Origin of the sequence: Pseudomonas sp. 008 (assembly GCF_016861935.1) — a bacterium.
Taxonomy (GTDB): Bacteria; Pseudomonadota; Gammaproteobacteria; order Pseudomonadales; family Pseudomonadaceae; genus Aquipseudomonas.
In genome coordinates, this window is the sequence record NZ_BOMA01000026.1 from 1 (window position 1) to 22569 (window position 22569).

Consider the following 22569-nt stretch of genomic DNA (forward strand, 5'->3'; position numbering starts at 1 on the left):
CCAGCATTGCCGGTACCGGTGAAGTTACCGGTGCCGACAAAGGTCAGACGCTCGACGTTATCGGCCAGCACTTGCGTGTTGAGCTGGGTGCGCATTTCGTCGTCACCGCCGCCGGCCTGCTCGACCACCGTCGCGCCCTGGTTGCTGATGACGTACACATCGTTGCCGGCGCCACCTTCCAGGATATGGATCGGGTTGTAGCCAGTCAGCGTGTCGTTGAACGCCGAGCCCACTACCCGCTCGATACCTAGGTAGGTATCGCCTTGGGCATCACCGCCGGTGCCCTTTCCAGTGAGCAAATCCACGTTAACTGCGGACGTCGAGTTCACATAGGAAACAGTGTCAGTACCCGCACCGCCATTCAACACATCGGCACCCGCACCACCATCCAGCAAATCATTTCCTGCCCCGCCATCCAGCGAGTCATTACCTGCGAACCCATAGAGCTCATCAGCCACCGAAGTACCTATCAGAGTATCCGTACCCGATGTTCCATTAATCACTGCCATTTTTTCTTCCTTGCCGTTTTGATAAATCGGTAGCCAACACAACACTTCAGCTGAGCATCACCCTTCCCGGAATGCCCGCTGAGCGTGATCACTGATTGGTTTGAGCAAATAAGAAATGACACTTCTGGAGCCGGTCTTGATCATCGACTCCACCGGCATGCCCGGCACCAGGGCCAGCCCTTGAAGCTTTGTCAGTTCGCTCTGAGGAATTCTGATGCCCGCGCGGTAGAAGCCAACACCCGTGCGTTCGTCCTGAATCAGATCCGCCGAGAGGCGAACCACGGTGCCGCTCAACTCGGGAGTGGTGCTGCGATTGAAAGCACTCAGGCGCAACGTGGCGTCCTGACCGAGAGACACCTGATCAATGTCCTGCGCACTGATCTTCGCCTCCACCAACAACTCATCATCAGCCGGCACGATCTGCATCAAGCCTTCAGCCGGGGAAATCACCCCGCCCACGGTGTGCACGGCCAATTGCTGTACCCGCCCGGCAATGGGCGAGGTGATGTCGATTCGCTTGAGCTGATCATTGGCGCTGATTTCACGCTCGATCAGCTCGCCCTGGCGTGCGAGCAAGTCGCGCAATTCCTCTGAGACTTCACTGCGAAAGGTCTGATCGACTTGAAGCCGCTGCAGCTCGGTTTCGGCGATCTTGCCCCGCGCTTCTGCAATGGAGGCCATCAGCTGTCCGCGTTCACCGCGCAGCCGGGCGATGCCACGGGCCAGGGCATTAACCCGATCCAGAGTCATCAGGCCTTTGTCGAAGAGCTTTTTGACCGCTTGATATTCCTTGTCGATCAGTTCGATTTCTTCGGACTTGGTTTTCTGCTGGATGTCGTGGCCGACGATGGTTTCGTTGAGTTGCTGGACCCGTTCGCGCAGTTGCTTCTTCTGGCCTTCGCGGGACGCACGCCGGTCCAGGAACAATTGCTGTTCGCTGGCCATGACCACGCGCGCCTGATCGGTACTCATGCGTGCGAGCAGTTCTTTCGGCACTGCCACTTCACTGACATTGTCGCGTTCGGCTTCCAGGCGCGCCTGGCGTGCCCACGCTTGATTCAACGACTTGCTCACGATGGCCTGACTGGCCGCTTGCAAGGTGGCATCGAGGCGCAGCAAGACATCTCCCGCCGCTACCTGCTGGCCTTCCTTGACCAGTAACTCGGCGACTACACCGCCGGTGGGGTGCTGGATCTTTTTGACGCTGCCTTCCACTGCGAGGGTGCCGGTGGCAATCACCGCACCGGACAGGTTGGTGCAGATCGCCCAGGTCAGACCGCCGCCGAGCAATACCACCAGCGAGATCACACCCAGGCGCAAGTGGCGGGACAGCGAATGGCTCAAGGTACTTTCTTGATCGTTATGCATCAGTTGGATACTCCCATTTCCACGACATTGGTTGTGGGCCGGGAGGCCGGTGGCGCGGGTTTTCTCAGCACGGATTCTTTAGACCCGAAGGCAACCTGGACGCCGTTTTCCAGAATCAGCACCTGATCGATCACTGACAGGATGTTGGTGCGATGGGCGATGACCACAACAATGCCGCCCCGCGCCTTGACCGCCAGGATCGCCTTGGCCAGCGCATGCTCGCCTTCGGCATCGAGATTGGAATTGGGCTCGTCGAGCACCACCAGAAATGGGTCGCCGAACAACGCTCGTGCCAGGGCAACGCGTTGCCGCTGGCCGGCGGACAGATTGACGCCGCCCTCACCGACCTGGGTTTCGTAGCCCTGGGGTAATTGCAGAATCAACTCGTGAACACCCGCCAGTTGGGCGGCGGCAACAATCGCACTGTCCGCTGCCGATGGGTCCAGCCGTGCGATGTTCTGGGCGACAGTGCCGGTGAACAGGCCCACGCTTTGTGGAAGGTAACCAATCAGCTTACCTCGAGCCTGGTCCGTCAACAGATCGAGGGGCGCGCCATCGAGCCGCACATGTCCGCGCGCGGGGCGCCAGGCATTCACCAGAACGCGGGCTAATGAAGACTTGCCCGAGGCACTCGGCCCCACCACGCCGACAGCCATGCCAGCCGCCACGGTGAAATTGACGTTTTGCAGCGTCAGCCGCTGGCCACCAGGAGGCGCGGCGAAAACCCCTTCCACCTGCAAATTACGATGAGCCGCCGGCAGTTCAGTCTTGCTCTGCTGATCGGGAAACAGGCTGAAGACTTCCAGCAGTTTCTTCCAGGCGATGTGCGCGCCCAGCAAGCTGCGCCAGGTGGCAATGACTTGCTCGGCAGGCGCCAGCGTACGGGCGACGATGATTGAAGCGGCGACCATCGTGCCGCCGCTCAGATCACCTTTGATCACCAGATAAGCACCAAGGGCCAGCGATCCCGACTGCACGGCCAGACGCAGGTTTTTCGAGATACCACCAAAAAAACTGCCAATGTCCACCGAGCGTCTCTGCAAGGTCGTGTACGTGCTGTGGTGGTTTTGCCAAATGGTCGACGCATTGTCGACCATGCCCATGGCTGCCAGCGCTTCGGCGTTCTGGTGGGACTGTTGGCCGTGATGATTGCGTTTGTTCAACGCTTCGGCCGAGGCCTGCATCAACTTGCGGGTTTGTCGGTCGGTCATGATCGTCAAGGCGATCAGGACAATCACCAGCGCAGTGGTCAACCAGCCGAACGACGGGTGGATATAGAAGCAGACGGCCAGATAGACCGGCATCCACGGCAAATCGAAGAAAGCCACTAACCCTGGCCCACCGATGAAGCCACGGATCTGATCCAGCTCTTGCGCCGGTTTCAAGGCATCCCCGGTAATCGGCGTTTTCAACGAGGCGCCGGAAATGACGCTGAAGACTCTGGACGATAACGCCAGATCGAGGGACGAAGCGATTCGGATCATGACCCGGGAACGTACGATGTCCAACAGACCGGACAACGCGTAGACACCAAGCACCAGCAGCCCCAGGGCGACCAGCGTCGGTATGCTTTGGCTGGGAATGACCCGGTCATAGACTTCCAGCATGAACACCGGGCCGATCAGCGCCAGAATATTGATCACCCCAGAAAACACTGCCGCGCCGATCAAACCCTGACGCAATACCGATTTCAGTTGCAGCGCCACGACAGGCGCACTGACGGCTTTATGACTTTTCACTGGTGTTCCATCCCTAGGGTTTTGCATGGCTTCCATGTCGCCGAACGCGTGTTCTGGCTTTATGACGCAGGCCGAAAGAAACTTGACGCGTATCGACCCGCGCTCGCCGAGAGTGCAAGTTCCGCACCAGACAGACCCGACGAACGGTAGAAACCTGCTCAACCGCTTTTCTATCGGGCATAAAAAAACCGACGCCTTGCGGCATCGGTTTTTTAGAGCTATCGAATCACATCAGGTCATCTGAATGATGGTCTGCATGATGGTGCTCTGGGTGGAGATGGTCTTCGCGTTCGCCTGGTAGTTGCTTTGCGCCTTGATCAAATCAACCAGTTCGTTGGTCAGGTTGACGTTGGACTCTTCGAGCGAGTTGGACACGACTGAACCCAGGGTACCGGTCTTCGGCGCATCGACACCGGCCACACCGGAGGCGAAGGTTTCTTTCCAGCGCGTACCGCCAATTGGCTGCAAGCCTTGCTCGTTGGCGAAGCTGGCCACCGCCACCTGGCCGATAGCCTTGGTTTGCTGGTTGCTGAAGTTGGCGGTCATAACACCGCTGGCGTCAATAGTCAGGCTGGAGATCTGGCCGGTGGCGTAGCCGTCCTGGTATTGGGCTGTACGGGCGGTTGGCGAGTTATAGGAAGAGACCTTAGTCATGGACACCGCAATACCGGCGGCCGCAGCATCAGCCCCGTTCAAGCCCCAGGTAACAGGTGTTGTATTGGCGTTTGTGATTGCCCCAGGTTTCCATCCCGTCATGGTCAGCGTGCCACCGACGTTAGCAAAACCGGTACTGCCGGTCAGGGTCTTGACCGTGCCGTCCGAGTTGAAAACGATGTCGGCAGTCAGCGGAGTCAGTGTGTTGTTAGCCGGATCGGATGGAGTACGGCCATCCATGTAGGTATACATTTTCCAGGTGTTAGTACCCGTCTTCACGTAGTACTGATCCATGGTGTGTTCGTTGCCCTGGCTGTCATAGACCTTGGTGGAAATGGTCTTGTTATAGCTGTTGGTATCCGTAGGGCTGAACGTAGCCACGGTCGGCGATAATTCCGACGAGTTGAGGTTAAGGGTTTGATCAATTCGGGTCGTCGGATTCGGCTTCAGGCTCGACGTATCGATCTTCAAGTCAGTCAATACACCGTTGACAATCTTGCCGTTGGCATCGACGCCATAACCCTGCAGTCGGTTGCCGTTGTTATCGACCACAAAGTTTTGAGCGTCGGTCTTGAACGCACCGGCACGGGTGTAGCTCAGGGAACCGTTGTCGCTGAGGATGAAGAAGCCGTTGCCCTGAATACCCATGTCCAGCACGTTGCCGGTGTTGTTCACATCACCCTGGCTGAACTGCTGGGAAACGTTGGCCAGGCGTACGCCGTTGCCGATGGTTTTGCTGCCGGTACCCAGGCGAGTGGCCGAGTACACGTCTTCGAATTCTGCACGGGACGATTTGAAACCGGTGGTCGCGACGTTGGCGATGTTGTTGCCGGTCACGTCCAGTTGTTTGTTGGCTGCATAGAGACCGCTAAGGCCGATATTGAAAGACATATTCCACTCCTTTGTGCCGTGTTAGTCGGCTCTATAGACCAATGGTTTGCACTTTGGACAGGGCAACGCTGCCCAGGCCTGCCAGGTTCAGCATCAACTCACCGCCGGTCTGGCTGATGGTCACGCTGTTGACCGTTGCCGGCAGGTAAGTAATCAGTGAGGTGTTCGTGCCATCGATGGTGGTCGTGGCGCCGAAGGTGTAAGTACCCGCCGGTGCCACCGCTCCCGAACTATCCTTGCCGTCCCAAATGAAGCTGGCATTGCCGGCGCTTTGACTGCCCAGGTCGAGGGTGCGGATGACCGTGCCTGCCGAGTTGGTGATCTTGACGGTGGCTGCGGAAACCGATGTCGGCACCACGACGGTACCGTTGAGGCTCTTGGAGGTATCAACCACCGCTTTGTCGGTCTGCGCGATGACCGAGCGGCCCACCAGCGAAGAAGCCTGCAAGGCTTGCGAGGAGTTGTAGTTGCCGGCAATACCGCTGACGGTGTCGTTCAGCGTGGTGATGCCTTCCAGACTACTGAACTGCGCCAACTGGGCTACGAACGCGCTGTTGTCCTGAGGATCGAGCGGGTTCTGGTTTTTCAGCTGGGTGACCAGCAGTTGCAGGAACGCATCCTTGCCCAATGCCTTGCTGCCGGTGGCACTGCTGGTCGCCGCGGAAAGACCATCACTGGTGGTCGTGGTCTTGACCGAAGAGTTGGCCAGGACATCCTTGATGCTTACGCCGCTGGTGGTATCGGTAACACTCATCGAAAGTCGCCCCTTATCACTGACCGAGGGTCAGGACCTTCTGCATCATGGTTTTGGCGGTGTTCATCATTTCTGCGTTGGTCTGGAACGAACGGCTTGCGGAAATCATGTCGGCCATTTCTTCGACGACGTTGACGTTCGGGTAGTAGACGTAGCCCTTGGCATCAGCGGCCGGATGGTTCGGCTCGTAGCGCGCTTCAAGGTTGCTCTGGTCTTCGACCACGCCCAGCACTTGCACGCCTTGACCGGCCGCGTCCTGGTTCTGGAACAGCGAATCGCTGCCGCCGCTCTGGCCGCCCTGGAACATGGTGGCGAACACCGGGTGACGGGCGCGGTAGGTCTGGTCGATGCTCGACGAAACGGTCTCGGCGTTGGCGATGTTACTGGCAACGGTGTTCAGGCGAGTGGTCTGGGCACTCATGCCGCTACCGGCAATGTTGAAAACACTGGACAGGGACATGAATTACTCTCCGCGCAGGGCTGACACCAGCCCTTTGAATTTACTGTTGAGCAGGGTGAAGCTGGCCTGGAAGTTGACCGCGTTTTCCGCGTAGTTCGACTGTTCCAGTTGGGCGTCCACGGTGTTCTGGTCGATCGACGGTTGCATCGGCGTGCGATACATCAGCGACTCGTCGCCATTGCCCAGGCCTTCAGCTTCGATGTGACGGCTGTTGGTCATGCTCAAGGCGAACTTGCCGTTTTTGGTTTTCTCGTTCTGCTCGGCGAGCACTTTCGAGAAGTCCAGATCCCGAGCCTTGTAGTTCGGGGTGTCGGCGTTGGCGATGTTGTTGGCCAGGACTTCGGCACGCTGAGCGCGGAAGCCCAGGGCTTGTTCGTGGATACCGAGCGCTTTATCGAAGCTGATGCTCATGTCGGGAAACCTTCGGGTGACCTGATTTTTCGTAACGTGAACATAGCAAGCGGCGTGCCAATTCAAAAAACCCCGTAAACCGGGGCTTTGCGGGCAGTGGTGAGGCGGCAATGCCAGAAAAGCGGCAACCGATTTCCGCCGCCTGCCGCTTTTCTGCCGCTTTCCCAGGGCAACACCGATCAACTGTAGGAGCGAGGCTTGCCCGCGAAAACGGTGTGTCAGACAACAATCATCATTGACCGCCCCAACGCTTTCGCGGGCAAGCCTCGCGCCTACAGGTATTGGGGTGCCTATGAGAAACAAGCAGGCAAAAAAAACGGGAGTCCCTGAGGACTCCCGTTTTTTTTATGCCGTCAACGAATCACTTCGCCTTGTAAATGATCCCCGGGCTGCACTGGACCATCTGGTAATGGTCCGGCAAACCGTTCAGCGCTTCGGACGCGCCAAGGAACAGATAACCGCCCGGCTTGAGCGTGCTGTGAATGCGCAACAGGATGTCTTTCTTCACCTCGGCGGAGAAGTAGATCAGCACGTTGCGGCAGAACACGATGTCGAACTTGCCCAGGCTCGCGTAGCTGTCCAGCAAGTTGAACGAGCGAAACTCCACCCGACTCTTGATTGGTGCCTTGATGGCCCAGCGCCCCGGCCCCTTGGGGTCGAAGTAACGCTGAAGGCGCTCGGGCGACAGACCGCGACCGATGGCCAGGCTGTCGTATTCACCGGTCTTGCAGTTGGTCAGCATGCTGCCGGACAGGTCGGTGGCAACGATCTGCACGCCCATCTTCAACTGGCCCATGTTGACCCGTTCGAACTCATCGATGGACATCGACAGCGAATACGGTTCCTGACCCGACGAACACGCCGCCGACCAGATCCGCAGGCGCTGACCGGGGCTGGCCTTGATCGCTTCAGGCAATACCTTGTTCTTCAAGACTTCAAACGGATAGGTGTCACGAAACCACAGGGTTTCGTTGGTGGTCATGGCATCCACCACCGTCTCGCGCAAACCGCTGCGCGGCTGGGTCTGGATGCGCTGAACCAGCTCACCCAACGATTTGATGCCCTGCTGTTCCATCAGTTTGTTGAGACGGCTCGAGACCAGATATTGCTTGTTTTCACCGAGCAAAATGCCACAGGCTTTTTCCAGGAATACCCGGAACTGTTCGAAATCCAAATTACCCGTAGACAAAGATACCGCCTCTTAAATCGTGTTGACCGCCAGGGGCAGAAGGCCTCTAGCTGTTATCTGCTGCTTTGATCCGGTCGACTACCCGGGATGCCAGGTCATCAGGACGGAACTTGGCCAGGAAGTCATCGGCACCGACCTTCTTGACCATCGCCTGATTGAACACACCCGACAACGAAGTATGCAGGATGATATGGAGCTTTTGCATGCGCGGGTCGCTGCGGATCTCGGCCGTCAGGGTGTACCCGTCCATCTCCGGCATCTCGATGTCGGAGATCATCATCAGGAACTCTTCTTCCGGCTTCTTGCCCTCGTCGACCAGCTTGCGCAGGTAATCCAGCGCTTGCCGACCGTCGTTCAACGCCACCACTTCGACACCGATCGTTTGCAGGCAACGGGTCACCTGCTTGCGCGCCACCGACGAGTCGTCGACCGTCAATACGCGCAAAGAGAGCGCCTTGTGCTGGGTTTCAACATCAACCACGCCCACCGAAATCGCTTCCGGCGTCGGCGCCACTTCCGCCAGCACCTTCTCGACGTCGATGATTTCGACTAACTGGTTGTCGACCCGAGTCACAGCCGTCAGGTAGTGATCGCGCCCCGTGCCCTTGGGTGGCGGATGAATCTCCTCCCAGTTCATGTTGACGATGCGCTCCACCGACCGAACCAGGAAACCCTGGGTCTTGGTGTTGTACTCCGTGATGATCACGAAGGGATTGCTCTGGTCCAGCAACCGACCGGCACCGGTCGCCATCGCCAGATCCAGGATCGGAATGGTTGCCCCCCGAATATTCGCCACACCGCACACGACAGGACTGGACTTGGGCATCAGGGTCAGCTTGGGGCATTGCAGCACCTCGCGAACCTTGAACACGTTGATCCCATACAGCTGCTGGCCGTCGAGACGGAACAACAACAGCTCAAGGCGATTCTGCCCTACCAGTTGCGTGCGCTGGTTCACCGAATCCATTACACCAGCCATGCCCAGACTCCTACACCAACGCTAAGTGTGTTGCGACGCACATTCATCACGAAACGGCACGGCGCTTGCTTTTTAACTCTTATGAACACAGAACCGACATTTTTCCGACACCTGACATCAACCTGCCGCAGATTGCTCTGCGCGATGTCGGCCGCTTGCCTGTTCAACGCTGGCAGCCCTGCCCTTGCTGATACGGTTACCTTGCCTGACATGCTTATCGGCGTCACCCAGGGCTTTCTTGAATTCACCGTAGAGGACTATCTGGCCACCAGTCAAACGCAAGGTCGCTACGAAATCCAGGTCAACCAGCTCGATCCGCGCCTGCGCATGCCTATGTGCGACAAGGAATTGACAGCCACCCTCGAGAGCCCGGCAAGGCCTCTGGGACGGGTCACGGTCAAGGTTCGCTGCGATGGCGCCTCGCCCTGGACGGTCTTCGTGCCCGCTCAAGTGAAGCTGTTTCGCGACATTGTGACGACCACTCGTCCGCTCAAGCGCACAGGGATTATCGAACCTCAGGACGTAACCCTGCGCGAGCGTGATATCAGCCTGATAAACCAAGGGTTTCTGACTTCCGTCGATCAGGCGATCGGGCAAAAACTTACCCGACCAATGGTCGCCGATCAGATCATTACGCTGGTGCATCTCGAACAGGCGGAAGTGGTTCGCAAGGGCGACCAGGTGGTGATTACCGCCCGCAGTGGTACGCTCAGTGTGCGCATGCCGGGTGAAGCGCTGTCCAACGGCGGCCTGAGCGAACAGATTCGCGTGAAGAACCTTAACTCCCAGCGGGTCATCAAGGCGCAAGTCACCGCGCCCGGCCAGGTGGAAGTGGCCATGTAAGGGCTCTGTGTTTGTGAAGTGATGGCGCACCGCCTGGCGGTTGCCTAAACTGTGCCGCATGCAGGGCATGCGCTGGCGCATGCAAGCTCATTGATAAATGGGCCTAAAGTTTTTCGGGGAATCGCCGAAAACATGGCAAGCGTCCAAATATCCAGAGGTTTTTTGTCATGGTCATCGATTTCAGTCGTTTAAACAGCTCCTCGTCACTTACGGGCAGTACGCGTACCAGCACCGCTAAGGAAACCGCCGAAGCCGGCCAATCCACGCCGCTGAATACCCCGGCCGAACAGGCCAGTACCACCAAAAGCGGGGAATCGGTACACCTCAGCAATGAGGCTCAACAGTTGCAGAAGGTCACTGACAAGCTGCGCGATCAGCCTGCCGTCGACAACGCCCGCGTGGCCGAGTTGAAAGCAGCGATTGCCGATGGCAGCTATAAAGTCGACAGCAACCGTGTAGCCAGCAAACTGCTCAACTTCGAAGCCCAGCGCTAGGCCACGGCCCGCGCCAGGCTTTTGGACGCTTAAAACCCAAGGCCAGCCATGCACGACACTCATTTACTGCAACTGATCATCGACGACTTTGCCCCGGCGCAACAGCTGCTGGAGCTACTGCAAACCGAGTCCCTCGCCTTGCACGGTCGCGACATGCCACTGCTCGAAGAAATTCTGGCGCATAAACAGGCATTGATCATTCTGCTCGAACAGCATGGCCGCAAGCGCAGTGAAATCCTCGCCAGCCTCAACCTGCCAACCAACCGCCAGGGCCTGGAGCAACTCGCCAGCCAGTCGAGCATTGGCGAACGGTTGCTGGGACAGAGCGACGTGCTGACCGACCTCCTGGCCCAGTGCCAGGCCGCCAATGCCAATAATGGCCAGTCGATTCTGGTGCAGCAGGCCGCCACGGCCAACCAGCTGAAAATCCTCACCGGCGGCGAGCCGCCAGCGCTCTACGATGCCCGCGGATCAACCTCCAAGCTCGCCAAGCCACGCCCGCTCAGTCAGGCTTAAGCCTTTCAATGAGCACGCCCTATCAAGACGCGAAACATGCTGGCAGAATGCCGGCCAGTAGTCATATTTGTCTGGAGATTGATACCTCGTGTCCAATGCCTTAAGCGCGGAAGATGCTCCGCAGCCACCCAAGGTGCTCACCACGCCCCTGGAAATCTCCGGCAACCTGCGTCAGCTGCAAGACAGCCATGACCCGCTGATCATCACGTTTCACGAGCGCAGCCAGCGCTTCCAGAGTTATCTGGTGGACGTCGACCGTGACAGCAAGATGATCGCCCTGGACGAAATGATCCCGCGCGACGGCGAACGCTTTCTGCTGGCCGGCGAACCGTTCAAGGTCGAAGGCTTCCACGACGGCGTGCGCATCGCCTGGGAAAGCAATGGCCCGCTGACTATCGACGAGTCCGGCGATGGCCGCTGCTACCGTGGCACGCTGCCCGATGAGGTGGTTTACCACCAGCGCCGCAATGCTTTCCGCGCTGCATTGAAGCTGGCACAACTGGTCAATGTCGAGCTGGGCGGTGAGAAACTCAAGTCGCCCCTCGGCGGCAAACTGTTGGACATCTCCGCCACCGGCTGCAAGTTGCGCTTCGAAGGCGACATTACCGCCAAGCTGCAATTGGGCCAGGTCTACGACCGCTTCATCGCCGCCCTGCCCTTTGGCAGCATGACGGCACCGGTCGAACTGCGTTACCTGCACTTTGAAGAAAAGATCAACACTACCTTCGCCGGCGTGCGTTTTCACAACATGAGCGGCCTGGTACAACGGCAAGTCGAGCGGTTCGTCTATCAGCTGCAACGTGAAGCGCGGCGCTTCGATAAAGACGATTTCTGATACGCCCCGCCAATAAAAAACGGGCAGTCCCTTACGGTGACTGCCCGTTTTTTATGCCTTGATCACGGCCGCGCTTCGGTAAAACTTTGCTCGCGACCTGCGTCCGGGTCTTCTGTATCCGAAACTGGTTCTGGTTCTGGTTCGGGCTCGGTATCCGGATTGACATCAGCCTCCGGGTTGACCGGATTCTGCATCTGATCCTGCACCACCTGCTCATCGACGCGCGGGTCAAGGCAAGCCACCAGTGGCGAACTCGTCATGCTGTCCGGCATGGCCACGTGATGCAGCGGAGCATCGTCCACCTGATGCAGATTGGTGACTGCTTTCGGGCGGATTCGCCACACCAGCACCAAGGCAAAAAAACTGAAAAAGGCATAAAGCATCTGGCTGCCGAACAACTTCATCAATACCCCTGCCACCAACGGTCCGACACTCGCGCCGACACCGTAGGTCACCAGCAACATGGCCGTCAGCGACACCCGGCGATCACCCTCGACGTGGTCGTTGGAGAACGCCACCGCCAGCGGGTACAGACAGAACTGCACCAACGAGCAGAGGAACCCGGCGATGAACAGCACCTCCAGTTGCACCTGCGGCATGATCGCCAGCGGCAATGCTGCCAGTGCCAGGCTAAACGCAAAACTGCGGATCAATACCGCCCGGTCATAACGATCCGATAGCCATCCCAACGGCCACTGCACCACCAGGCCTGCAAAAATGCAGGTGCCCATGAACAGACCGACCTGCTCGGTGGACAATCCTTGCTGGGAGGCATACAGAGGCGCCAGGCCGTAGAACGAACCGACGATCAATCCCGCCCCCAACACCGTGCTCAGTGACTGCGGCACGCGTTTGATGAAGAAGCGCGGCTCCATCGGCGCCGGGTGCAAAGGTGCCGGGTGAATCCGCCGGGTCAGGGCCACCGGCACCAGACACAGGGCAAAACACAGTGCGACCAGCATCAGCAGTTCCAGGCCCAGGCCCGGGTGCATGACCAAAATCAGCTGCCCCAACACCAGCCCCAGGTACGAAGCGATCATGTAGCCGCTGAACACCACGCCACGCTGCTTGGCTTCTGCCTGCTCATTGAGCCAGCTTTCGATCACCATGTACTGGCACATCATGCCCAGGCCAACAATCACCCGCAGGAACAGCCACGCGGGCAGCCAATCGACCAGGCCATGGCCCAGCACCGCCGCGCCGACGATCCCGGCGCAGGCTGAATAAGCTCGAATATGCCCGACCCGGGCAATCAGCCGATGGCCGATCTTGCCGCCCAGCACCAGGCCGAAATAGTTGGCCGCCATCAATGCGCCGACCCACAGGCTGTCGACCTTATCGGCCGCCAGGCGCAGGGCCAGGTAAGTACTCAACAGGCCCGAGCCGATCAACATCATCAGCGAGGCGAAATAAAGTCCTCGAAAGGATTTCAGGATTTGGCGCATTGGCGTTCCGAGCGGCTCCTTGCAGTGAGTATCGGGCTATCGACAACGATAGCCCGATGGCGACAGGTCGTCAGGCCTGGGCTGCTAGAACACGCCGTTCCCAGGGAGTAATTTCATCGAGGAAGCTGGTCAACTCCAGGGTCTTCGAAGCGATGTAGCCTTCGATGAACTCCTTGCCGAACAGTTCCTTCGCCAATTGGCTACGTTTCAGACGTTCAAGTGCGGCATGCAAGGTACACGGCAACGCAAGATTATCCGGCACCACGAACTCGCCCCGGGCCGCTTCGCTCGGTTCCAGTTTGTTTTCGATGCCATACAGCCCCGACGCCAGGCTCGCGGCGATCGCCAGATACGGGTTGGCATCAGCCCCCGGCAAGCGGTTTTCGACCCGACGAGCGACCGGTGAACTGGCTGGAATGCGCAGGCCGGCCGCGCGGTTGTCGTGGGACCAGCAGGCATTATTGGGCGATGCAAAAGGATGGCACAGGCGCTGATAAGAGTTCACGTTCGGCGCAAACAGCGCGGTGAAATCCGCCAGGCCGGCCTGTTGGCCACCGATGAAATGACGGAAGGTCGCGGTCGGCTCGCCAGCCTCGTCGCTGAACACGTTACGCCCGGTGCCGATCTCGACGACGCTCTGGTGAATATGCATCGAACTGCCCGGCGTGTGAGCCAACGGCTTGGCCATGCAGACCACGGTCAGGCCATGCTTGAGCGCGACTTCCTTGAGCAGATGCTTGAACAGCAAGGTCTGGTCGGCCAGCAGCAGCGGATCGCCATGCAGCAGGTTGATCTCGAACTGGCTGACGCCCATCTCGTGCATGAAGGTATCGCGGGGTAAGCCCAGCGCCGCCATGCCTGCGTAGACTTCAGTGAAGAACGGCCGCAAGCCGTTATTGGAACTGATGCTGAATGCCGAATGACCGTCCTCGCGACGACCGTCCAGGCCCACTGGCGGCTGGAAGGGTTGCGTCGGGTCAGGGTTGGGCGCGAACACAAAGAATTCCAGCTCGGTCGCCACGACTGGCGCCAAACCGAGGGCGGCGTAGCGAGCGATCACCGCCTTGAGTTGGCCGCGAGTCGACAGGTGCGAGCTCTCGCCAGTCAGTTCCTGCGCATCGCATATGGCCAGTGCCCGAGGGTGCGAACTCCAAGGCAAGCGGTGAATCTGCGCCGGATCAGGCACCAGCGCCAGGTCACCATCATCGCTGCCGTAAAAATGCGCCGGCGGATAGCCGCCCATGATGCATTGCAGCAGCACTCCCCGCGCCATCTGCAAACGCCGCCCCTCAAGAAATCCTTCGGCGGTCATCACCTTGCCGCGGGGTACGCCGTTCAGGTCCGGCGTAATACATTCAATCTCATCAATGCCCGTCAATCGCTGCGCGAGTGAACGATGGCCATCGGTTGTCATGACGCAATCCTTGTTGTTATACGAGCCGCGAACGGCGACCCGTACAAAATAGGCTCCAGCTGTTCAGAATATCAAGCAGCGTCAAACAAAAAGGCGCAATCCTGTGAGGAACGTGTCGTTCAGGGGAGATAGAGGCTGAACACGCCGCCACCCAATGGCCCGCCGTTACTGATTTCGGTGCGTCCGCCCACGCCATTGCGCTGGTGCAAGGCGGCAATCCGCCCGGCGAAGTACAGGCCCAGGCCGGTACTGCCACTGCTGTGGTTGATGCCCTGCACATAGTCGGCCTGACGCTCGATCATCTCGGGTGGATAACCCTCGCCATCGTCGTTGATGGTCAGCACCAGTTGCCCGGCCTCATCGCTGACGCTGATCAACAAGGCATGCCGGGCGTAACGGATGGCGTTGTTGATGCTGTTGGCGAGCACCGAGGCAATCAGCTCCCGATCGAAGAAACCCAGCGGGCTCAACGGGTCCACTTCATAGGTCGCGATAATGCCGCGGCTGGCGAACACTTCTTGATGAGCCGCCAGTTGCGCCTCAATGAAGTCATCCAGCTCATGGTAGGCCGGCTGCAACGGCATCTGGTTGACGCCCAGCTTGTACAGCCCCAGCAACTGCACCAGCATGCCATTGAGGTGGGCGAACTCGAAGTCGATGACGCCCTGCTCCGGGGTCTGCCGCTCGGGATCAGGCAAGCGCGCCAGCCATTGACTGTGGGCCTGCATCAGCATCGCCAGAGAGTTCTTCATGTCGTGCACGGTGGAGGCAATCACCGTGGAGAAGTCGAGTGACGGTTCGCTGTCGATCATTCGCCGAACGCCTTGATTTTCAGTTTCTGGTAGCGCGGATAACGCGCATCGGTATCGGGCATCAGGCCGACCGTTTTCAGGCAGGCCCGGCACTCTTCCAGCTCAGCCGACGGCACGCTGGTGTCGGTGCCATGCAGCAGCGACTGCGCCATGTTCAGGGCAATACTGATGTTCTTCGGTTGCAGCGCCAGGGCTTTGCGGAACACTTCCCGGGCTTCCACCAGATTGCCGGTCTTGTACACCCGCACGCCCTGACGGTTGAGGTCGGCGGCGGCGTTGCCCGAGTTGAGGATGGTCGGGTCGTCGGTCAGCTTGGCGATACCCTTCATCACGGTCGGATCGTCGCCGTAGATTTCCGCACAGTTTTTCAACATCGAAGCACCGGCACTCGCCTGCCCCAGCATTTGCAACTGCTTGGCCACCAGCAGCGCCGCTTCGGCGCTCATGAACTGTTCCATGCCATCGAGGCGCATCATCGCTTGCTCGGTGAGCTTCTCGGCGGTCTCGGCATCGTTGAGCAGCAGGCTGGTGGCCTTCATCAGACGCGCACGAATCTGCAGGCCTGGGTCGGAAGGATTCTCCTTCGCCACGGCACTCAGCGTCGTGTTGATTTCCAGGCGGGTCCGCGTGTCCAGGCCCTTTTCCGCACCTTTGCTGATCAAGGCATGGGCCAGGCCGAGGTTGCTTTCCGCATCCTTGAAACGTGACTGCGCCCCTTGGTTCACGGCCTGGCGATAGGCTTTGGAGGCAGTGTCGAAATCTTCGTTGGCCATTGCCAACTTGCCCAGCAACGCTTGCCGGCGCACCGCCAGCGGCGACAGGCGAATTGCCTCTTCCAACACTTTCTGCGCCGCTTTGGTGTCGCCTTCGGCGACCAGCACATCGGCCATGCCATCGTAGAGGGCCGGCATCATCGGGAAGACTTTCAAGGCTTTTTCGTAAATGCCCTTGGCCTGGCTGACCTGCCCACGCTTAAACAGCAATTGGCCCAATCCGGCAAACGCCCAGGGCAAAGGCCGATCCGCAATGATGCTGTCGTAAAGACGCTCCAGCGCTTCGTTCTGGTTCAAGTCGCGCAACGCATCGGCGCGGTAACGCAGGCACAGCGGCGAATAACGAATGTCCTGTTTGCACAGGGCGATGCAGGCATTGAGCACTTCAACCGGTTTGCCCCGGTCAAGCGCTTGCAGGATCGGTTTGAGCAAGGTCTTGCGCTGTTCCAGTCGCTCCAGGCGCTGAGCCAGGCCGGAGCGGTTGAACGGTTTGGTCAGGTAAGCGTCGGGCTCATGCTCCAGCGCGCTAAGCACCATGGCCTGGCTGGTTTCGGCGGTGACCATGACAAACACACTTTCATGGCTGATCAGCTTCTCGATCATCAGGTCTTCGAGCACCTGCTGACCGTTTTTCTTGCCATCGCCCAGGTGGAAATCCTGCAGGATGAAGTCGTAGGACTTCTGCGAGCACATGCGCAGCGCCTGCTCACCGGTATCGGCGGTATCGACATCCTTGACCCCCAGCTCCCGCAGCATGGACCTGACGGAACTGCGGAAATCCGAGAAATCATCGACGATCAAAAAGCTTTTTTGGTGATACGACAGCATCGAAGATTTCCAGGCAATTTAAGGAAGAACAACCTAAAGGCAATGGCTGCGAGTTCAGCTTCGCGGCCTTTCGGGCGCGCAGATGATAGCGAGAGGCCATTGGCCATCAAGCAATTTCGCACAATCACGTGATGAGCTTTACCGGCCGCCAGCGATGAAATCACAACGGCTTGTCGCGTTATCGGCAAGTAGTCGCGTTCCCTTGAAGCAACGGAGGTGCAATCGCTCGTTTTACTGCCAAAAGATCATACGGCTGCACATGGACGCGCTAAATATTTGAAGGCGTTATTGAAAAACGGGATTATCCTGATTTATTGGAGCACGCTAATTATTGTCCGCTTGAACTCAATACGTTCTAAATCGCCGGTAAAGGCCAGGAAATGACCACCACCCCCAAGCACTCGGCCATGGCTCTCGAGCGAAAGGCCCTGACCCCCAGCACCCTGGACTTTCCGGTGGTGGGTATTGGCGCGTCGGCGGGCGGGCTGCAATCTATCAAGCTGTTTTTCGAGAACATGCCTCAAGACAACGGCATGGCATTTGTGATCATTTTGCACCTGTCACCCGACCACCAAAGCGTCGCAGACAAGATCATCCAGGAATCGACCCGGATGCCGGTTCTGCAGGTCACCGAAACCGTACCGATAGAGAAAAACCGGGTCTATGTCATCCCGCCGGCGCGGCGACTGCTGATGAATGGCAATAACCTTGAGGTTGTTGAAAACGACCCACAACTGGGGCGCCACGCCTCGATCGATCTGTTCTTCCGCGATCTGGCTCAGGTGCACCGCGAGCGCGCCTTCTGCCTGGTGCTTTCGGGCAGCGGTTCCGACGGCGCGGTCGGCCTGTCACGCATCAAGGAACAGGGCGGCATTACTCTGGCCCAGGTGCCGGAAGACGCCGAATTCGACGGTATGCCCCGGGCGGCCATCGAGACCGGCATGGTCGATCTGGTGTTGCCCGTAGTAGAAATGCCGCAAAAGCTGCTGGACCTGTGGCACAACTCCCGGGAAATCAGCTTGCCTGCCGCCAACGATCCGGAACTGCAATCCTTCGCCTCGGTGTCCGAGCGTGACGCAGCACTCGCCGAACAAATGCTGCACGACATCCTGATCCTGTTGCGCACCGGCACCGGTCATGACTTCAAGCACTATAAACGCGCGACAGTATTGCGGCGGATCGAACGCCGGATGCAGGTCACGGCCCAGCCAGACCTGGGAGCTTATTACCGCTACCTGCTAAGCAATCCCGAAGAAACCAAAGCGTTGCTGGCAGACATGCTGATCGGCGTGACCAACTTCTTCCGCGATCGCGAAGCCTTCGAAGCGCTGGAGCGCGATATCGTGCCGCAGCTGGTCGGTGCCGCGGTGTCGGCCCAGCCTGAGAAAGAAGAAATCCGGATCTGGTCGGCTGGCTGCTCCACCGGCGAAGAAGCCTACAGCCTGGCGATGCTGGTGAACGATCAGCTGCAACTGGAGGACAGCAAGGCCTCGTTGCAAATTTTCGCCACCGACATCGACGAGCGCGCCATCAGCTTTGGCCGGGCCGGTCTGTACCCGCAAGCCATCGTGACGGATGTACCGCCGACGCGGCTGCGGCACTACTTCATCAAGGAAGATGAGCACTATCGGATTCGCAAGGAAATCCGCGAGAAGGTGCTGTTCGCCAAGCACAGCCTGCTGTCCGACCCACCCTTCTCGCAAATCGATCTGATCGTGTGCCGGAACCTGTTGATCTATCTGGATCGCGAAGTACAACGCGAAATCCTGCAGATGTTCCACTTCGCCTTGCGCCCCGGCGGTTTTCTGTTCCTGGGGTCTTCCGAAAGCGCAGACGCTTGTCATGAGCTGTTTACGCCGGTGGACAAACGCAACCGGATCTTCCGTGCTAAAACCGGCACCGCCAGTAGCCGACGTACGCCGACCGTGCCGCGCGGTGGTTATGTGCGCTCCAATATTTCCCGGCAGGCGCCGCAAAACGTCGTGCAGCGCAAACTGTCGTTCGCCGACATCCACCAGCGCGCCCTCGAACGCTACGCCCCACCGAGCATGATCGTCGATACCAACGCCGATATCCTGCACATGAGCGAAAGTGCCGGGCATTTCCTTCGACATGTGGGCGGTGAGCTGTCACGCAACCTGCTGACGCTGATCCTTCCGGAACTGCGCCTGGAAATCCGCACCACGCTGTTCCAGGTCCAGCAGAGCGGCCTGGCCGTGAAATCACGCGAGGTGCCGATCAAGCGCGAAGAGCGGCGTTACAAGGTCAGTCTGGAGGCGCAGCCTTACAAGGATGACGAGTCGGATGGCGAGTTCATCCTGGTGATTTTCGAGGAAGTCGAAGTCGATCCTGTGCAAGCGACGGCCACGCCCCTGCTGCAAACCGAAAGCCAGGTGCTGTCCAATCTTGAGCGTGAACTGCAACGCACCAAACTGCACTTGCAGGACACCATTGAACAATCGGAAATTTCCAGTGAAGAACTGAAAGCTTCCAACGAAGAAATGCAGGCGATCAACGAAGAACTGCGCTCGGCCACCGAAGAGCTGGAAACCAGCAAGGAAGAGCTGCAATCGATCAACGAAGAGCTGCTGACGGTCAACTACGAGCTGAAAACCAAAGTCGAAGAAACCGACAAGATCAACGACTACCTGACCAACCTGATCGCCTCCACCGACATTGCCACGGTGTTTGTCGACCGCAGCATGCGGATCAAGTGGTTCACTCCGCGTGCCACCGATATTTTCAGTATGTTGCCGGTGGATACCGGCCGCTCCCTGCTCGACATCACGCATCGCCTGCACTACGACAACCTGGCGAGTGACGCGGCATCGGTGTTCGAATCATTGAACATGATCGAACGTGAAGTCAGCAGCACCGACAAGCACTGGTACATCGCCCGCCTGCTGCCCTATCGCTCCAGCGAAGACCGTATCGACGGCACCGTGCTGACGTTCATTGACATCACCAAACGCCGCGCGGCCGAAGAAGAACTTCGCCTGGGCGAAGAACGCATGCGTCTGGTGGCCGAAAGCACCCGCGACTACGCGATTATCACCCTTGATGAACAAGGCGTGATCACCACCTGGAACAAAGGCGCCGAGCTGATCTTCGGTTACAGCAAGACCGAGGCCGAAGGCGCTTACTACGACTTCATTTTTTCCGCCGAAGACCGCGCCTCCGGCGTGCCTGAAACCGAACTGCTGGGGGCTCGCACCCATGGCCGTTCCGAAGATGAACGCTGGCATCTACGCAAGGATGGCAGCCGTTTCTATTGCAGCGGCGAGGTGACCCAGCTCAACGGTGACAACCTTCACGGCTACGTGAAAATCGCCCGGGATCTGACCGGCCACAAACGCCAGCATGAAGAGCAGAGCCAACAACTGGCCGAGACGCTGAACACCAATTACCTCAAGGATGAGTTCTTCGCGGTCATGTCCCACGAACTCAAGCATCCTCTGAACCTGATTCAGCTCAACGCCGAACTGTTGCGGCGCTTGCCGGTGACCAAGTCGGTGGCGCCGGCCGCCAAAGCCGTCAACACCATCTGCGATGCTGTCAGCAGCCAGGCGCGGATCATCGACGACCTGCTGGATGTCGCACGCGTGCGCACCGGCAAGCTCAAGCTCAAACCGATCGCCGTGGATCTGGCCAGTGTGCTGCGCGATATTTACACCGTCGTCCTCAATGACCAGCACAGCACCACCGTCGAGCTGCATGTACCTTCGGAGCCGCTGATGGTGCGCGCCGATCCGACGCGCCTGGAGCAGATCATCTGGAACCTGGTGAACAACGCACTGAAATTCACCCCGCCCGACGGCCGCGTGCAATTGATCGCCAGCCAGGCTGGGGACATGGCGCGGCTGGAAGTCAAGGACAATGGCACCGGCATCGCGGTCGAGAACCTCGAACACGTATTCGACCTGTTTGGCCAGGCTGAAACACAGCACGCCAACCACCAGCGCGAAGGGCTGGGCATCGGTTTGTCACTGGTGCGCCAATTGACCGAGGCCCAACATGGCACGGTTGAAGTGAGTTCGCCGGGGGCTGGGGAAGGCTGTACCTTCACTGTCTATTTGCCGCTGGCCAGTAGTGAAGGTAAAACCCAAACCACAACGCCAACCGACGAGGTATCAGGAAAACTGAGCGGCCTGACGATTCTGCTGGTCGACGACTCTGCCGAGGTATTGGAAACCCTGAAAATGCTGCTGGAAATGGAGGACGCCGAAGTTGTTGCCTTCGATCGTCCATGGGATGCTCTGGACGCGGCAACCAACAGCCACTTCGACCTGATCATTTCGGATTTGGGCATGCCGGTCATGAACGGCCATGAACTGATGCAAGCATTACGTCAGTTGCCGCACATCAAGGATGTGCCGGCCATTGCCCTGACTGGCTATGGCGCTATCAGCGATATTAAAAAGGCTCGTCAATCGGGCTTTGACCAGTACATTGGAAAACCGGTGTCCTACGATGACCTGATCGCGACCATCGAGACCCTGCGACAGCACCGGGCATCAGGTTCTGAATAGCTCAGCGTAAATAGGCGCGTTGTACACAGACGCGCCGGTCAATCGCCTGCTTCAGTCGCTCCTTGTGGTCCGCCCAGACCCTGGGATCGACTTTGGGCGCGCGCATGAGGTTGAGCATGGCCGCTTTGGCGGCCAGGTATTCCGACCACGCATCTTCGCAGCTGAGCTTGAAACGCTCACGTTCGTTCATTTCCATCCGCCGCAGCGCCAGTACCGACTCATCGGTGATGACCGTGCCTAGCGTCAGTTGCACCCGATGAGGTGCAACGAACGCCTGCGTGCCCGCTACAATCTCCCCCGCTCGCAGCGCGCCCCACTTCAACGCCGCGCAGTAAGTCTCATCACTACCCCTGTCGTGAAACTCCTCACACAGCATGATCCCATAGTTATCGTAAACACCGATGAACACCTGGGTGATCCCCTCACGACTCAGTCGTGCCCGCACTTCCACTTGCGTCCCGTCACCGAGCACTTCTTCATGGATGTGGTGAGGTAATCGGGGGTCGGTCCATAACCAGAACTGTGCACCTCTGTGTCGCATTGCTTGGCTCCTTGAGTGGAGTCAGAAGTAATACACAGCAATGACTGACTTTCCACGTAAGTCGTCAGGTGGTTCGAGCAAGAAAAAAAAACGCCAGAGGAATGCTCTGACGGGCTCTTTTAACCGCAGACGCTGCAACTCTAGAGTGTCCTTGCACTGGAATTACGCAGCCAGCCCTTGCTGCATAAGGGTTTCAGCTCATTTTAGGCACACCACTATTGAGTACCGACGGGCACTTCGCCAAAAACAAATCGACATAATATTGACACCAAAACATCCACTTGTCGGAATATTGGCACATCGTACTGTTACCTGCGCTTAACACCTTTACAAAGCCTGACCCCACAACTAAACACCTATCAAACTGATATCAGGAAAGGCCGTATCCCTGAATCAGTGCTGTACCAAAATACGGCCTCATCCAGCCATTACTTCAGGAGTCCCTTCCCTATGGGTGCTCTCAGGATACTGCGCGCCACGCGCAGCGCAGCCTCAGGCTTGGGCCCACGTTCGCCCGACCGCTCCTGCGATTCGCTCCTCAAGTACGGCGAGTTTCTTCACCCCCGCGAGACCAGCACCCCTCTG

At 58.5% G+C, this 22569-nt stretch carries 19 protein-coding genes; 5 read left to right on the top strand and 14 right to left on the bottom strand.

The features are described from left to right. The 9 genes from JUI81_RS30740 to JUI81_RS30780 all read right to left on the bottom strand — a co-directional run. Nucleotides 1-509: calcium-binding protein (locus tag JUI81_RS30740; RefSeq protein ID WP_275406308.1), on the bottom strand; the 509-nt coding region annotated here is incomplete at its 3' end. Nucleotides 510-566: 57 nt separating this feature from the next. Beyond that, nucleotides 567-1877 carry an HlyD family type I secretion periplasmic adaptor subunit gene (locus JUI81_RS30745; protein WP_096480924.1) on the bottom strand — a complete coding sequence of 437 codons (1311 nt, stop codon included), beginning with the start codon at nucleotides 1875-1877 and terminating at the stop codon, nucleotides 567-569. Continuing rightward, entirely contained in the window at nucleotides 1877-3616 is a 1740-nt protein-coding gene (locus JUI81_RS30750; RefSeq protein ID WP_204125618.1) for a type I secretion system permease/ATPase, read from the bottom strand. Before JUI81_RS30750 ends, JUI81_RS30745 begins: the two co-directional genes overlap by 1 nt. Before the next feature lie 231 nt (nucleotides 3617-3847). Further along, nucleotides 3848-5161 carry a flagellar hook protein FlgE gene (gene flgE / locus JUI81_RS30755; protein WP_028938893.1) on the bottom strand — a complete coding sequence of 438 codons (1314 nt, stop codon included), beginning with the start codon at nucleotides 5159-5161 and terminating at the stop codon, nucleotides 3848-3850. 31 nt (nucleotides 5162-5192) lie between these two features. Beyond that, nucleotides 5193-5915, bottom strand: coding sequence for a flagellar hook assembly protein FlgD (gene flgD / locus JUI81_RS30760; protein ID WP_019582907.1), 723 nt, complete (start codon nucleotides 5913-5915; stop codon nucleotides 5193-5195). Between the two features lie 16 nt (nucleotides 5916-5931). Next, nucleotides 5932-6375, bottom strand: a complete 444-nt coding sequence (flgC, locus tag JUI81_RS30765) for a flagellar basal body rod protein FlgC (RefSeq protein WP_007937507.1) — start codon at nucleotides 6373-6375, stop codon at nucleotides 5932-5934. A gap of 3 nt (nucleotides 6376-6378) precedes the next feature. Next, a complete protein-coding gene (gene flgB, locus JUI81_RS30770) occupies nucleotides 6379-6786 on the bottom strand; it encodes a flagellar basal body rod protein FlgB (RefSeq protein ID WP_007937506.1) in 408 nt (135 codons plus the stop codon). A 361-nt stretch (nucleotides 6787-7147) separates the two neighbouring features. Then, entirely contained in the window at nucleotides 7148-7975 is an 828-nt protein-coding gene (gene cheR, locus JUI81_RS30775) for a protein-glutamate O-methyltransferase CheR (protein ID WP_204125619.1), read from the bottom strand. Between the two features lie 46 nt (nucleotides 7976-8021). Beyond that, nucleotides 8022-8954 (bottom strand): chemotaxis protein CheV, encoded by a 933-nt coding sequence (locus JUI81_RS30780; protein WP_019582905.1) that lies wholly within the window; start codon nucleotides 8952-8954, stop codon nucleotides 8022-8024. A gap of 81 nt (nucleotides 8955-9035) precedes the next feature. Here JUI81_RS30780 and flgA point away from each other — a divergent pair, with 81 nt between their 5' ends. From flgA to JUI81_RS30800, 4 genes are all read left to right on the top strand, one after another. Continuing rightward, nucleotides 9036-9797 carry a flagellar basal body P-ring formation chaperone FlgA gene (flgA, locus tag JUI81_RS30785; RefSeq protein WP_019582904.1) on the top strand — a complete coding sequence of 254 codons (762 nt, stop codon included), beginning with the start codon at nucleotides 9036-9038 and terminating at the stop codon, nucleotides 9795-9797. A 167-nt stretch (nucleotides 9798-9964) separates the two neighbouring features. After that, on the top strand, nucleotides 9965-10291 hold the full coding sequence (gene flgM / locus JUI81_RS30790) for a flagellar biosynthesis anti-sigma factor FlgM (protein ID WP_018926323.1): 327 nt from the start codon (nucleotides 9965-9967) through the stop codon (nucleotides 10289-10291). A gap of 48 nt (nucleotides 10292-10339) precedes the next feature. Then, nucleotides 10340-10807 carry a flagella synthesis protein FlgN gene (locus JUI81_RS30795; RefSeq protein ID WP_018926324.1) on the top strand — a complete coding sequence of 156 codons (468 nt, stop codon included), beginning with the start codon at nucleotides 10340-10342 and terminating at the stop codon, nucleotides 10805-10807. 88 nt (nucleotides 10808-10895) lie between these two features. Continuing rightward, nucleotides 10896-11642 (top strand): flagellar brake protein, encoded by a 747-nt coding sequence (locus JUI81_RS30800; protein ID WP_018926325.1) that lies wholly within the window; start codon nucleotides 10896-10898, stop codon nucleotides 11640-11642. A 62-nt stretch (nucleotides 11643-11704) separates the two neighbouring features. Here the strand turns inward: JUI81_RS30800 and JUI81_RS30805 are convergent, their stop codons facing one another. The 4 genes from JUI81_RS30805 to JUI81_RS30820 all read right to left on the bottom strand — a co-directional run bounded on the left by JUI81_RS30805 (nucleotide 11705) and on the right by JUI81_RS30820 (nucleotide 16914). Next, nucleotides 11705-13087, bottom strand: a complete 1383-nt coding sequence (locus JUI81_RS30805; protein WP_204125620.1) for an MFS transporter — start codon at nucleotides 13085-13087, stop codon at nucleotides 11705-11707. A 70-nt stretch (nucleotides 13088-13157) separates the two neighbouring features. Beyond that, nucleotides 13158-14399, bottom strand: a complete 1242-nt coding sequence (locus JUI81_RS30810) for a glutamine synthetase family protein (protein WP_178119836.1) — start codon at nucleotides 14397-14399, stop codon at nucleotides 13158-13160. Between the two features lie 221 nt (nucleotides 14400-14620). Continuing rightward, nucleotides 14621-15313, bottom strand: coding sequence for a sensor histidine kinase KdpD (locus JUI81_RS30815; protein WP_204125621.1), 693 nt, complete (start codon nucleotides 15311-15313; stop codon nucleotides 14621-14623). After that, a complete protein-coding gene (locus tag JUI81_RS30820) occupies nucleotides 15310-16914 on the bottom strand; it encodes a tetratricopeptide repeat-containing response regulator (protein ID WP_019582899.1) in 1605 nt (534 codons plus the stop codon). Before JUI81_RS30820 ends, JUI81_RS30815 begins: the two co-directional genes overlap by 4 nt. A 380-nt stretch (nucleotides 16915-17294) precedes the next feature. Here JUI81_RS30820 and JUI81_RS30825 point away from each other — a divergent pair, with 380 nt between their 5' ends. Beyond that, nucleotides 17295-21443, top strand: a complete 4149-nt coding sequence (locus JUI81_RS30825) for a CheR family methyltransferase (protein WP_204125622.1) — start codon at nucleotides 17295-17297, stop codon at nucleotides 21441-21443. A gap of 1 nt (nucleotide 21444) precedes the next feature. Here the strand turns inward: JUI81_RS30825 and JUI81_RS30830 are convergent, their stop codons facing one another. Next, nucleotides 21445-21984, bottom strand: coding sequence for a hypothetical protein (locus JUI81_RS30830; RefSeq protein WP_204125623.1), 540 nt, complete (start codon nucleotides 21982-21984; stop codon nucleotides 21445-21447). Between the last annotated feature and the right edge of the window lie 585 nt (nucleotides 21985-22569).